We start from the raw sequence: 12,564 nt of genomic DNA on the forward strand, positions 1-12,564 counted from the left end.
GACCGGCAATGCTAGTGGTCTTCTGTGCCCGCCGCTTCAGTGCGCGTGGCCGGCAGCAATGCGTTGCCATGCGGCCACGGCCGCCAGCGTGGCATGCATTTGCACGGTGTGCGCGAATCGGAAGGACTCGCCATGCACGGTCTCGTCGGGGAACTCGGTGATGAGTGTGACGGCGGCGTCGTGTGCCCGTTCGGTGACGATGTAGGGAAAACCGTGCAGCGTCTCGAACGGAATGGGGCCGGCATGTCGCTCGTAGAGCGCAATCTGGCGGGCATTGAATTCGACGAGGCCTGGCACCTCTCGCAACGCTGCGGTCACCGACTGGATGAGCGCCATTGCACGGTCTCCGTGGTCGGCCTGGTGCCGCACGATCAGGAAGAAGCCCTTGGGCAGCATCCAGGGCTCGAAGCCGCGGGGCACATAGCCGGTGAGCGGGCGCGTCCATTCATGCGCTGGGTAGCCGTGCAGGTTGACGTGCAGGCCAGCGCCGGAGAGCGCCAGCGCCTCTTCGCGTGCTGCGCGCTCGTGCAGCGGCAGGGGCGGGGTGCGGTATTCGATGTCGTCGCCCAGGGCGCTGTAGCGCGCGGCATGGTGCATGTGGTGCGGGTGCTGTGCGCCCAGCTCGCGGTGCAGGGCGTAGCCATCGGGGTTCTCCAGGGCGATCAGCGCGAAGTGCGCGCCGGGCTGGCTTTGCAGCGCCTGGGCGGCGCGCAGCGCGCCGACCACGCCCGAGGTCTCGTTCGCGTGCTGGCCGGCGCTGATGAGCACGGGCGCGCCGCTGCCCGGCTGGTAGAGGCCCTGCACGGTGCGGCCCTGGCGCGATGTGGCGCACAGCCGCTGCACGCCGGGCCGGGTGAGTGAGTCCAGTTGCTGGGCGATGCGGCCCGGTGCGATGGCCTGCTTCAGTGCGTGCAGGGGCAGGCCGGGCGCATCGGCATCGGACCAGGCGGCGCCGTCTTGCGCTGCCACGTCGAAGCGCTGAAGTTCGATGCGCAGGCGAGGCGCGGCGCCGGCCGCCAGCGGCCGCACATCGGGAACCACCTGGCCGGGCTGCAGGCAGCGGTCACCCATCGGCCGGCCGGAGTGCTGCTGGAACCATTCGAGCAGCGAGAAGTAGAGGTCTTCATGCAGTGCCTCGTGCGTGCTGACCCGTTCGTCGCCCACGGGCAGGGCGTATTCCAGGCCGGGTGTGTCGATGCGGATCTGAAGGCGCTCGAAATACGGCTCCTCGTGGCCCCAGGGCTGCGCCTGCACGCTGTGCAGGGCCAGGCCGAAGAGCTGTTCATAGTCGGTGGCCTGGGGCGCGTCCAGCCGGTCGGCAGCGCCGGGCGTGCTGCCCACGCGCAGCCAGCCAGTGGGCGAGAGCTGCAGCTGGCCTATCCCGTCGGTATGTCGCCGGTTGGGCGCGAAGACGCTTGCGCGGTGCAGGCTGCCGTCCTCGAGCGTGGCCTCGACCTCGTAATGCAGCGCGGCGAGGTCTTCGCCACAGGCCGTGGCGAGTGGTTCGAACCGCAGGGCGCCTTCGGGCAGCAGGCCGGCGAGCGGGTAGGCCTCCATCAGGAAGCGCCGTTCCGAAGCCGGCGCGGCGTTGGGGTAGCGCACCACGGCCTGGGCGATCCGCCCGACGTCCAGTGCTTCCAGGAAGTGGTGCAGCAGCGGCTTGTAGGCGCTGTGAAAGCAAGCCTGCACGCCGGCGCGGGCCAGGGTCTGCTCGGCAGCGCGGCGCGCCGCCGCGTCTTCGAACAGCCAGCCCTGCACATGCGTGCCGGCCCATTCTGGGCGGCGGAAGCGCTCCACCCAGATGGCCAACGTGCGCGGCACGGTTGCGTCGACCAGCAGCCGGTCTTCGGCAGGTCGTTCGGTGGCGGTGGGGCTGGGCATGGATCAGGCTCCGATAGGCGCGCGGCGGGCGTCCTGCCTGCGCGGTGTGCTATTTTTTCTGAAGCGGTGCGGTGGCTTGCGGTGTGCGGGTATTAGGAGTCGCGCTCGCCGCCGTGCGTGCTCCGGCTCAGGCTGCCAGGCACGTCCTTGCCTGCACGGCGGGCACGAAAGAGCGCCGCTCGCATCAGGAAGATGTTGGTCACCGGCACGGTGATGGCGATGAAGAGCGCGATCAGCAGCGCGTGGATGGCCAGACCACCGCTCTTCAGCGAGAAATAAAGGATCGTGCCGTACATGATGCACCAGCAGCCCATGGTGGCGATGACGGAGGGCGCGTGGACACGCTCGAAATACGTCTTCAACCGCAACAGGCCCAGCGAGCCCAGGAGCGCGATCAGCGAGCCCGCCAGCACCAGGGCGGCGATGGCGATCTCGGCCCAGAGCGGGAGCGTGCTTTCTGTCATTCGATCACCTCCCCGCGCAGCAGGAACTTGGCCATGGCCGTGGAGCTGGCGAAGCCCAGCAGGGCGATCAGCAGCGCGGCCTCGAAGTAGTTGGTGCTGTCGTAGTAGATGCCCAGTACCAGCATGACGAGCATGCCGTTGAGATAGGTGCAGTCCAGCGCCAGCACGCGGTCTTGCGCCGAGGGGCCGCGCAGCACGCGGATCAGGCTGCAGGCCATCGCCAGCGCCAGGAGGAAGAGGGCGATGGGCAGAGCCCACGAGAGCACCGGGCTGTTCATTCGAAGATCTCCATCAGCGGGCGTTCGTAGCGCTGTTTGATGTGGTCGATGAGTTCTTGCGGATCGCCGACCTCCAGCGCATGCAGCAGCAGCACCGAGCGGTCCAGCGACAGCTCGGCCCACGTCGTGCCGGGCGTGATGCAGACGATTACCGCCAGCACGGCGAGCGCATTGGGATCGCGCAGGTCCAGCGGGATGTGCACGAAGCAGGACGGATGCCGGCGCAGCGACGGAACGGCCAGGAAACGCACCACAGCCCAGTTGGACGCGGCGGTGTCCGCGACCACCGTAGCTGCCAGCCTCAGCACTGTGCCGGGCTTGCGCACCCGCACGGGCAGCGGCCGCAGCCCGCGCGTCAGCACCGGAATGACGACGGCCACTAGCGTGGCCAGCACCAGCTGCCCGGCGCCGAGCGAGCCGTTGAGCAGCAGCCAGGTGGCGAAGAGCACCGCCGACAGCAAGGGCGCAGGAAAGATACGGCGCAGCAGGCTCATGGCGTGCCTCCGGAAATGCCCTGGGCGGCGGCGCTTTCGGATGGAACGCCGCTCGAAGCGGGACCGGGCACGGGGCGTGCCGACATCACCGCACGCACATAGGTCGATGGGGCATGCAGCACGTTGGCCGTGGCCTGCATGTAGCGCATCACGCTCTCCGCACGCACCGTGAGCACCACGCAGGCGGCCAGCAGCACGGCGATGGGCAGGCCCTCGGCCACGCGCAGCTGCGGCGTGGGCCGGTCGTGGCTGGCCCAGAAGTGGCGGATGCCGGCCCGCGTGAGCGCGATCAGCGCGATCAGCCCGGTGGCGATCAGCAGGGCCACCAGCGTCCAGCCCGGCAGGCCCGGCTGGTTGCCGGCCGACGAGCCCAGGCCCAGCGGATTGAGCAGGGCGGTCAGCATGGCGAACTTGCCGACGAAACCCGAGAGCGGCGGCAGCCCGGCGACCACCAGCGTGCAGGTGAGGAAGGCCAGCCCCAGGAAGGCGGCGGCGGCCGGGATGGCGCGGCCGATGAGTGCGACTTCGTCTTCGTCCAGGTTGATGCCGGTGGTGGGCATCAGCTGGGCGTTGAGGAAGGGCGCGTCGCCGTCGGTTTCGTAGGGTGCGAGCGAGGCGCCGTCGTTGCGCCAGCGGTCGATCAGGTCGGCCAGCAGGAACAGGGCGCTTATGGCCAGCGTGGAGCTGGGCAGGTAGTAGAGCAGCCCGGCAGTGAGCACGTTCTGCCCGAACCCGGCCGCCGCCAGCAGCGTGCCCGAGGAGAGGATGGCCGCATACCCCGCCAGATTCGCAAGCCGCTGCGAGCCCAGCATGCCGATGGCCGCGAACGCCATGGTGACCATGCCAGCGCCGATGAGCCAGAGGCTGCCGAAGAGGGCCGAGGGCCCGGCCTCGCTGCTGAACATCAGCGTCCAGAGGCGCAGCAAGGTATAGACGCCCACCTTGGTCATGAGCGCGAAGAGCGCGCCCACCGGCGCCGTGGCCGCTCTGTAGGCCGGAACGAGCCAGAAGTTGAGCGGCCAGACGGCGGCCTTGATGAGGAAGGCCGTGGCCAGGATGCCGGCTGCCGCATGCAGCAGGCCCCGGTCGGCCGCGGCCACCTGCGGAATGCTGCGCGCCAGGTCGGCCATGTTCAGCGTGCCGGTGATCCCGTAGAGCATCGAGGCGCCGATGAGAAAGAGCGACGAGGCCGCGAGGTTGATGGCGATGTAGTGCAGGCCCGACTGGATGCGCGTGCGGCCCGAGCCGTGCAGCACCAGCCCGTAGGAGGCGGCGAGCATGATCTCGAAGAAAACGAACAGGTTGAACAGGTCGGCCGTGAGGAAGGCGCCCGCCAGCCCCATCAGCTGGAACTGGAACAGCGGGTGGTAGTGCACGCCCGCCCGGTGCCAGCGCGATGCGGCGAAGACGATGGAGCACAGCGCGATGCCGCTGGTCAGCACCAGCATCAGGGCCGAGAGGCGGTCCAGCACCAGCACGATGCCGAAGGGCGCGGGCCAGTTGCCCGGCAGATAGACGCCCATCGACGCGGGGGCTCCGGCCTTGTGCGTCCACTGCATGAGGGCGATGGCGATGATCAGGCCCAGCAGCGTGGAGGCCATGTTCACGCCGAGCTTGAGCCGCTGGCGCTCCTCGCGCAGCAGCAGCATCAGCGCGCCCGTGAGCAGCGGCAGCATGATGGGCGCCAGCATCAGATGCGGCATCAGCGAGGAGATGAAGGATGCCCAGGCGGTCATGGCATCTCCTGCAGGTCTTTGGCGCGGTCGCCGTCCACATGGTCGGTGCCGGCGATGCCGCGGGAGGCCAGCAGCACGACCAGGAAGAGCGCCGTCATGGCGAAGCCGATGACGATGGCCGTGAGCACCAGGGCCTGGGGCATGGGGTCTGCGTAGTGCTGCAGATCCTGCGGCACGCCGGCGATCAGCACCGGCTCCTTGTCAACGGCCAGGCCCAGCCGGCCCATGCTGAAGATGAACAGGTTGACCGCGTACGACAGCAGCGACAGGCCCATGATGACCTGGAAGGTCCGTGGGCGCAGCAGCAGCCAGACGCCCGAGCCGGTGAGCACGCCGATGGCGATGGCGAGAACGATTTCCATCAGCGGCCTCCTGCGGTGGGTGGGTTGGGGGCGGGTTCCGTGGCGGGGGCTTCAGCGCCTCCGGCGGCTTCGGCGGCCTCTTCCATCAGGCGCGCGTGGTAGCGGTGGCCGCGCACGGACTGGTGGGCGATGGCCGTGAGCATCAGCAGGGTAGAGCCGACGACGATGGCGAACACGCCGACATCGAAGAAGAGCGCGCTGGCGACGTCGATCTCGCCGATCACCGGCAGCGTGAAGTGCGCCGTGTGGCTGGTGAGGAAGGGGTAGCCCAGCACCACCGCGCCCGCTCCGGTGGCCAGCGCGAAGAGCAGGCCCACGCCGATCCAGCGGCGCGGATAGAGCGGCAGGTGCGCTTCCACCCATTCGGTGCCCGAGATGATGTACTGCAGCAGCAGCGCCACCGACAGCACCAGCCCCGCCACGAAACCGCCGCCTGGCTGGTTGTGGCCGCGCATGAAGAGGTAGAACGACACCAGCAGCGCGAAGGGCAGCAGCAGCCGCACCAGCACGGCGGGCACCATCAGGTAGCCGATGGCCGTGTCGGAGGCGTTGCGCGGGTTCAGCAGGTCGGTCTGCAGGTCGGCCGGCAGCAGGCGCTGCTGCTCGGGCAGGTCCATGGTCTCGCGCGCGGGGCGGAAGCGGCGCAGCAGCGCATACACGGTGAGCGCGACGATGCCCAGCACCACGATCTCGCCGAAGGTGTCGAAGCCGCGGAAGTCCACCAGCACCACGTTGACCACGTTGGTGCCGCCGCCTTCGGTCAGCGCGCGTTCGAGGAAGAAGGTCGATGTGCTGTCGGCGAACGGCCGGCTCATCATGGCGAACGCCAGCCAGGCCATGCCACCGCCCGCCGCCAGGGCGATCAGAAGATCGCGCAGGCGCCGCGCACGCGCCGCGGCCTGGCTTACGCCGGCACCGCGCAGGCTTTCGTCGCGCCGGGGCAGCCAGCGCAGGCCCAGCAGCACCAGCACGGTGGTCACGATCTCGACCACCAGCTGCGTCAACGCCAGATCGGGCGCAGAGAACCAGAGGAAACTGATGCAGACGCACAACCCGGTTGCGCCCAGCAGCGTGAGCGCGGCCAGCCGGTGGTACTTGGCCTGCCACGCGGCGGTAACCGCGCAGATGCCGCCCAGTATCCAAAGCAGCACGAAGGTGGGCGAGAGCGCCAGCGTGCCCCGGTCGCCCAGCTGCAGCCCCTGCGTCCAAAGCGGCATGGCGCCGGCCGCGAGCGAGGCCAGCACCAGCCAGAGCATCTGCCACTGCAGCCGCTGGGTGGAGAGGAGCTGGCGGCCTGCGCGGCCTGCCTGCGTGAGCAGGGCCATCGCGCCCTCGAAGATCCGCTGGCCGCTGATGCGGTGCATGAGCGGCGGCGCATCCACGTGGCCGGCCTTGCGTTGCCAGCGCAGCAGCAGGTAGAGCGCGATGCCGCCCGCCATGGCGATGATGCTCATCACCAGCGGCGTGTTGAAGCCGTGCCAGATGGCCAGGCTGTATTCGGGCAGCTCGCCACCCACCACCGGCAGCGCTGCAGCGGCGAGGTATTTGCCGACTGACCACGAGGGGAAGATGCCCACGACCAGGCAGGCCAGCACCAGCAGCTCCACCGGCACGCGCATCCAGTGCGGCGGCTCGTGCGGCTCGCGGGGCAGGTCGGTGGCGCGCGGGCCCCAGAACACGTCGACGATGAAGCGCAGTGAATAGGCCACGCTGAACACACCGGCGATGGTGGCCGCAATGGGCAGCGCCATGGAAATGAAAGGCGTGGCCGTGATATAGACGGTTTCTGCGAAGAACATTTCCTTGGACAGGAAACCATTGAGCAGCGGCACGCCGGCCATGGACGCGCTGGCCACCATCGCCAGCGTGGCCGTCACCGGCATCATGGTGCGCAGGCCCGAGAGCCGGCGGATGTCGCGCGTGCCCGATTCGTGGTCCACGATGCCCGCCGCCATGAAGAGCGAGGCCTTGAAGGTCGCGTGGTTCATGATGTGGAAGACGGCGGCCACCGCCGCCAGCGGGCTGTTGAGCCCCAACAGCAGCGTGATGAGGCCCAGGTGCGAGATGGTGGAGTAGGCCAGCAGGCCTTTGAGGTCGTGCTGGAACATGGCCGCGTAGCCGCCTACCAGCAGTGTGCACATGCCGGCACCGCCCACCAGCCAGAACCAGGGCTCGGTGTCACCCAGCACCGGCCACAAGCGCGCCAGCAGGAAGACGCCCGCCTTCACCATCGTCGCCGAATGCAGATAGGCCGACACCGGCGTCGGTGCGGCCATGGCGTGGGGCAGCCAGAAGTGGAACGGGAACTGCGCGCTCTTGGTCAGCGCGCCCAGCAGCACCAGCACCAGGGCCGCAAGGTAGAGCGGATGGTGGCGCACCTGCTCGGCGGCGGCCAGCACGTGATCCAGGTCGTAGCTGCCCACGATGTGGCCGATCACCAGCATGCCGGCGAGCATGCACAGGCCGCCGGTGCCGGTCACGGTGAGCGCCATGCGCGCGCCGCGGCGGGCGTCCTTGCGGTGGTGCCAGTAGCCGATCAGCAGGAAAGAGAACAGGCTCGTCAGCTCCCAGAAGAAGGCGAGCTGGATGATGTTGCCGGAGAGCACGACCCCGGTCATGGCGCCCATGAAGGCCATGAAGAACGAGAAAAAGCGCGGCACCGGGTCGGCCGCCGACATGTAGTAGCGCGCATAGAGCACCACCAGCGAGCCGATGCCCAGCACCAGGATGCAGAACATCCAGGCGAACCCATCCATGCGGATGACCAGGTTCAGCCCCAGCGAGGGCAGCCAGGCGATCTCCTGCCGCAGCACCCCGCCTGCGGCCACCTCGGGAAAGCACAGCGCCACCTGCGCCGTGCAGACCACCGCGATCACACCGGCGAGCGTCGATTCGGCATTGCGGGCATTGGCGGGCAGCAGGGCGGCCAGCACGCTGCCCACGAATGGCAGAAGGACGAGGAGGATCAGTGGCATGTGCGTTTCATTCTACGGGCACGCCTCTCGGGCCGCTATGAAAACCTTAGCTGTAGACGGCCATTGGCCGTGGGTTGGCGAGGTGTTGCCTGGGGCTCTTCAGCCCTCGCACTGAAGCGCATCCGGCTCCCGCCTAAGGTGCGGGGGCGTGCGGGCCGGAGCCGCCCGTTGCCGGCTCGGACCGGGGTTGTGGAGCCTGGCCTGATGTGGGCCGAACGCCTGCAAAACCTTCGCCGTTGACCATCAGGCCTTCTGCCGAGAGCTTCTTGGCCGTGCCCGTGCCGATGCCTGGCACGCGCGCGATAAGGTCGTCCCAGTCCTTGAAGGCCGCGCTGCTGCGTGCAGCCAGGATTCGTGCAGTGGTGGCCGGCCCGACACCCCGGACGCTGTCGAGCTGCGCCTCGGTAGCGAGGTTGACCTCCACCGGCGCGGCCCCGTGGACTGCGACCCCCCAGGACCAGAGGACCGTCATGGCAAACTTCTTGGGGTGCATGGTGGCCTTCCTGGGTTCGTTGGGTTCAGGCGGTCAGGCGTCTTGATGCGGCCATCGCGGGTTTACAGCTCTTCCACCCGGCGGGCTGGGTAGCTGTCCCAGCTCTGGCAACCCGGGCACTGCCAGAAGTGCTGGCGAGCCTCGAAGCCGCAGGCCGCGCAACGGTAGCGCGTGAGTGGCTTGGTGGCGGCGTCGAGCGCGCGCTGCACCTGCGGGTGGAATTCCTCATGGTCGAAATGCTCGTTCGCCAGCCACTTTGCGGCGGCGACCAGGGAGGGTTCGGCTTCGAGGTGGCGCACATACCATTCGCGGGCAGGGCCGTGCGAGCCTGCGGAGGCCGTGTCCAGCGCCACGATGCCTTCGAGCAGGTCGAGCGAATGGCTTTGCTCGTAGTGGCGCAGCAGCAGGGCGCGCACTTCGTCCGTGCGGCCGGTGGCGCCGGCCAGTTCCACCAGCAGTGCCGCCGCCAGAGGCAGGGCGATGGGGGCGTCTTCCGCCAATCGCAGCAGCGTGGCCAGCGCACCCGCGGCATCACCCCGGCGCTGCAGCAGCCGAGCCAGTTCGATGCGGGCGCGGGGAGCTGCAGGCGCGGCGGCGATCGCCTCTTCCAGCTGTCGCTGCGCGGCGGCCAGATCGCCCTGGGCTGCATGCGCCAGGGCTTGTTCGCACAGGTAATGCGCTTGGCGTGGGCCGAAATCTCCCTGATGCAAGCCTTGCATCTTGCTGGCGATGGCGGCGGCCTGCGGCCAGTCGCGCGAGCGCTCGTAGATCGCCAGCAGGGCCAGCCGTGCCTGGTTCTCGAACGGCGTACCTTCGAGGCGCCGCAAGGCATCCTCTGCGCGATCGAGCAGGCCGGCTTTGAGGAAGTCCAGCGCCAGCGCATGCTGGGCGCGCTCGCGGTCGGCCCGGCTCAGGTCGCCGCGCGAGAGCAGGTGTTCATGCACCCGCACTGCGCGGTTGTATTCGCCTCGGCGCCGGAAGAGGTTGCCCAGCGCGAAATGCAGCTCCGAGGTGTCGGGGTCATTCTGGACAGCCTCGATGAAGGCGTCGATGGCTTGGTCCTGCTGCTCGTTGAGCAGGTAGTTCAAACCCTTGAAGTACGCCTTGGGCGCGCGGCGGTTCTCTTCGCGCAGCTGGCGCAGGTCAAAGCGCGATGCAAGCCAGCCCAACCCGAAGGCGAGCGGAAAGCCGAGCAATATCCAGCTGAGATCAAATTCCATGGAACGGGGGTTGTGGCGTTGTCAGAGGGGATGCGGGCGCGTAGGTGCCGGCCGCCGGTGGTGTAGTGGAGCCTTCAGCCCCTGTGGAGGCTGCGGCGGGCGCCGCAGGATGCGCGGCCACTGCCTTGCGTGCAGCGCTGCGGTGCTTCCACCAGCGCGGCACCATGCCGAGAACGCCCATCACCAGGCCCGCCGCAAAGGCCGTCAGCACCAACAGCACCATCGGTGCGCGCCACTGCGTGCCGAAGAAGAAATGCACAGTGGCGTCCTGCTGGTTGTTCAGCGCGAAGGCGAAGAGCGTAAAAAAAATGGCTGCCTTGAGCAGCCACAGAAGGTATTTCATGTGTCTCCCCGGTGGAGGGGGCATTCTACGGTCAGCACCCTCGAAGGGGTTGCCCTGCTGAACTGCGCGGCCCCGGGGCCAGGAGTGCCTGCGGCGCAAGGGCTTTAAGGCCTTCAGCGCTTGTTCTACCTACGCAGTGCGCTATATGTTTGATAGCGTCTTGATCAGCTGCCGGCAGCGTCTTTCAGCTCGGCGGTGCGTTGGTCGACCGCTTCACGCAGGGCCTTGCCCGGCTTGAAGTGCGGCACGCGCTTTTCGGGGATGGCGACGGCCTCGCCGCTGCGCGGATTGCGGCCCATGCGGGGCGGGCGGCGATTCACCGAAAAGCTGCCGAACCCGCGGATCTCGATGCGGTGGCCGCGCACCAGGGCATCGCCCACGGCGTCCAGGATGGTCTTGACGGCATGTTCGGCATCGCGCTGGGTGAGCTGGCCGAATCGTGCGGCCAGTTCTTCGACGAGGTCAGATCGGGTCATGGGAATGGAGGGCTTCTTTGCAGAACCGGAGGCAGTGCAGGGGCTGCCAAAAAATACGGGCGCCCAAGGCGCCCGCTGCGGCCCGCCGACGCTCAGCGCCGGCGGGTTTGAGCCTGCTAGTGAGGCTGCTCCGGCTTACTTGTCGGAGTTGTTGTCCAGCTTGGCGCGCAGCAGGGCGCCCAGGCTGGTCGTGCCGGCGCTTTCGCGGCTCGATTGCTGCGACAGGCTGGCCATGGCGCCTTGCTCGTCGGCCATGTCCTTTTGCTTGATCGACAGCTGGATGTTGCGGGTCTTGCGATCCACGTTCACCACCACGGCCGTGACTTCGTCGCCTTCCTTCAGCACGTTGCGGGCATCTTCCACGCGGTCGCGGGAGATTTCCGAAGCGCGCAGGTAGCCGACGATGTCTTCGCCCAGGTCGATTTCAGCGCCGCGGGCATCGACGGTCTTGACCTTGCCGGTCACCGTCTGGCCCTTGTCGTTCACGGTCACGAAGGTCGTGAACGGGTCGCCGTCGAGCTGCTTGATGCCCAGGGAGATGCGTTCGCGGTCCACGTCCACGGCCAGCACGATGGCTTCGACTTCCTGGCCCTTCTTGTAGTTGCGCACGGCGGCTTCGCCGGGCTCGTTCCACGACAGGTCGGACAGGTGCACCAGGCCGTCGATGCCGGCAGCCAGACCCACGAACACGCCGAAGTCGGTGATCGACTTGATCGGACCCTTCACGCGGTCGCCGCGCTTGGTGTTCTGGGCGAACTCTTGCCACGGGTTGGCCTTGCACTGCTTCATGCCCAGGCTGATACGGCGCTTGTCTTCGTCGATCTCGAGGACCATGACTTCGACTTCGTCACCCAGCGACACGAGCTTGGAAGGAGCGATGTTCTTGTTCGTCCAGTCCATTTCGGACACGTGGACCAGGCCTTCGATGCCGGGTTCCAGTTCCACGAACGCGCCGTAGTCGGCAATGTTCGTGACCTTGCCGAACAGGCGGGTGCCTTGGGGGTAGCGGCGCGAGACGCCCATCCAGGGGTCGTCGCCCATTTGCTTCAGACCCAGCGAGACACGGTTCTTCTCGGTGTCGAACTTCAGGATCTTGGCCGTGATTTCCTGGCCAGCCGTCACCACTTCGGAGGGGTGACGCACGCGGCGCCATGCCATGTCGGTGATGTGCAGCAGGCCGTCGATGCCGCCCAGGTCGACGAACGCACCGTATTCGGTGATGTTCTTGACCACGCCTTGGACGATGGAGCCTTCCTTGAGGGTTTCCATCAGCTTGGCGCGCTCTTCGCCCATGGAGGCTTCCACCACGGCGCGGCGGCTCAGCACCACGTTGTTGCGCTTGCGGTCGAGCTTGATGACCTTGAATTCCAGGGTCTTGTTCTCGTAGGGGGTCAGATCCTTGATCGGACGGGTGTCGATCAGGGAGCCGGGCAGGAAGGCGCGGATGCCGTTGACCAGCACCGTCAGGCCGCCCTTGACCTTGCCGCTGGTCGTGCCGGTGACGAATTCGCCGGATTCCAGGGCCTTTTCCAGCGCCAGCCAGGAGGCCAGGCGCTTGGCGGTGTCACGCGACAGGATGGTGTCGCCATAGCCGTTTTCGATGGAGCCGATGGCCACGGAGACGAAGTCGCCGACCTGGACTTCCACTTCGCCCTTGTCGTTCTTGAACTCTTCCAGCGGCACGTAGGCTTCGGACTTGAGGCCTGCGTTCACCACGACGAAGTTGTGCTCGACGCGCACGACTTCCGCGGTGATGACTTCGCCGGGGCGCATTTCGGTGCGCGACAACGACTCTTCAAAAAGGGCGGCAAAAGATTCAGACATGTATTTCCTAGAGCCGCA

At 67.7% G+C, this 12,564-nt stretch carries 12 protein-coding genes; all 12 read right to left on the reverse strand.

The genetic code is table 11. The features are described 5' to 3' along the window. Positions 1-36: 36 nt before the first annotated feature. Positions 37-1,881, reverse strand: a complete 1,845-nt coding sequence (locus AC3A84_RS02085) for a M14 family metallopeptidase (protein ID WP_487968071.1) — start codon at positions 1,879-1,881, stop codon at positions 37-39. A gap of 92 nt (positions 1,882-1,973) precedes the next feature. Beyond that, positions 1,974-2,345 carry a Na+/H+ antiporter subunit G gene (locus AC3A84_RS02090; RefSeq protein ID WP_487968072.1) on the reverse strand — a complete coding sequence of 124 codons (372 nt, stop codon included), beginning with the start codon at positions 2,343-2,345 and terminating at the stop codon, positions 1,974-1,976. After that, on the reverse strand, positions 2,342-2,623 hold the full coding sequence (locus AC3A84_RS02095; RefSeq protein WP_487968073.1) for a K+/H+ antiporter subunit F: 282 nt from the start codon (positions 2,621-2,623) through the stop codon (positions 2,342-2,344). The genes AC3A84_RS02090 and AC3A84_RS02095 overlap by 4 nt, the downstream gene beginning before the upstream one ends. After that, positions 2,620-3,117 (reverse strand): Na+/H+ antiporter subunit E, encoded by a 498-nt coding sequence (locus AC3A84_RS02100; RefSeq protein WP_487968074.1) that lies wholly within the window; start codon positions 3,115-3,117, stop codon positions 2,620-2,622. The genes AC3A84_RS02095 and AC3A84_RS02100 overlap by 4 nt, the downstream gene beginning before the upstream one ends. Continuing rightward, the gene (locus tag AC3A84_RS02105; RefSeq protein WP_487968075.1) at positions 3,114-4,853 is read right to left on the reverse strand and encodes a monovalent cation/H+ antiporter subunit D; all 1,740 of its coding nucleotides are present in this window, start codon (positions 4,851-4,853) and stop codon (positions 3,114-3,116) included. The genes AC3A84_RS02100 and AC3A84_RS02105 overlap by 4 nt, the downstream gene beginning before the upstream one ends. After that, complete coding sequence (locus AC3A84_RS02110) at positions 4,850-5,215, reverse strand: Na+/H+ antiporter subunit C (RefSeq protein ID WP_343590184.1); 366 nt, start codon at positions 5,213-5,215, stop codon at positions 4,850-4,852. Before AC3A84_RS02110 ends, AC3A84_RS02105 begins: the two co-directional genes overlap by 4 nt. Further along, on the reverse strand, positions 5,215-8,190 hold the full coding sequence (locus tag AC3A84_RS02115) for a monovalent cation/H+ antiporter subunit A (protein ID WP_487968076.1): 2,976 nt from the start codon (positions 8,188-8,190) through the stop codon (positions 5,215-5,217). The genes AC3A84_RS02110 and AC3A84_RS02115 overlap by 1 nt, the downstream gene beginning before the upstream one ends. A 133-nt stretch (positions 8,191-8,323) precedes the next feature. Further along, positions 8,324-8,683 carry a ComEA family DNA-binding protein gene (locus tag AC3A84_RS02120; RefSeq protein ID WP_487968077.1) on the reverse strand — a complete coding sequence of 120 codons (360 nt, stop codon included), beginning with the start codon at positions 8,681-8,683 and terminating at the stop codon, positions 8,324-8,326. 62 nt (positions 8,684-8,745) lie between these two features. Continuing rightward, a complete protein-coding gene (gene lapB / locus AC3A84_RS02125; RefSeq protein WP_487968078.1) occupies positions 8,746-9,903 on the reverse strand; it encodes a lipopolysaccharide assembly protein LapB in 1,158 nt (385 codons plus the stop codon). After that, the gene (locus AC3A84_RS02130; protein ID WP_487968079.1) at positions 9,893-10,246 is read right to left on the reverse strand and encodes a LapA family protein; all 354 of its coding nucleotides are present in this window, start codon (positions 10,244-10,246) and stop codon (positions 9,893-9,895) included. Before AC3A84_RS02130 ends, lapB begins: the two co-directional genes overlap by 11 nt. A gap of 164 nt (positions 10,247-10,410) precedes the next feature. Further along, the gene (locus AC3A84_RS02135; RefSeq protein WP_092936661.1) at positions 10,411-10,722 is read right to left on the reverse strand and encodes an integration host factor subunit beta; all 312 of its coding nucleotides are present in this window, start codon (positions 10,720-10,722) and stop codon (positions 10,411-10,413) included. Between the two features lie 135 nt (positions 10,723-10,857). Continuing rightward, entirely contained in the window at positions 10,858-12,546 is a 1,689-nt protein-coding gene (gene rpsA, locus AC3A84_RS02140; RefSeq protein WP_092936659.1) for a 30S ribosomal protein S1, read from the reverse strand. Between the last annotated feature and the right edge of the window lie 18 nt (positions 12,547-12,564).

It is taken from the genome of Paracidovorax sp. (assembly GCF_057642795.1).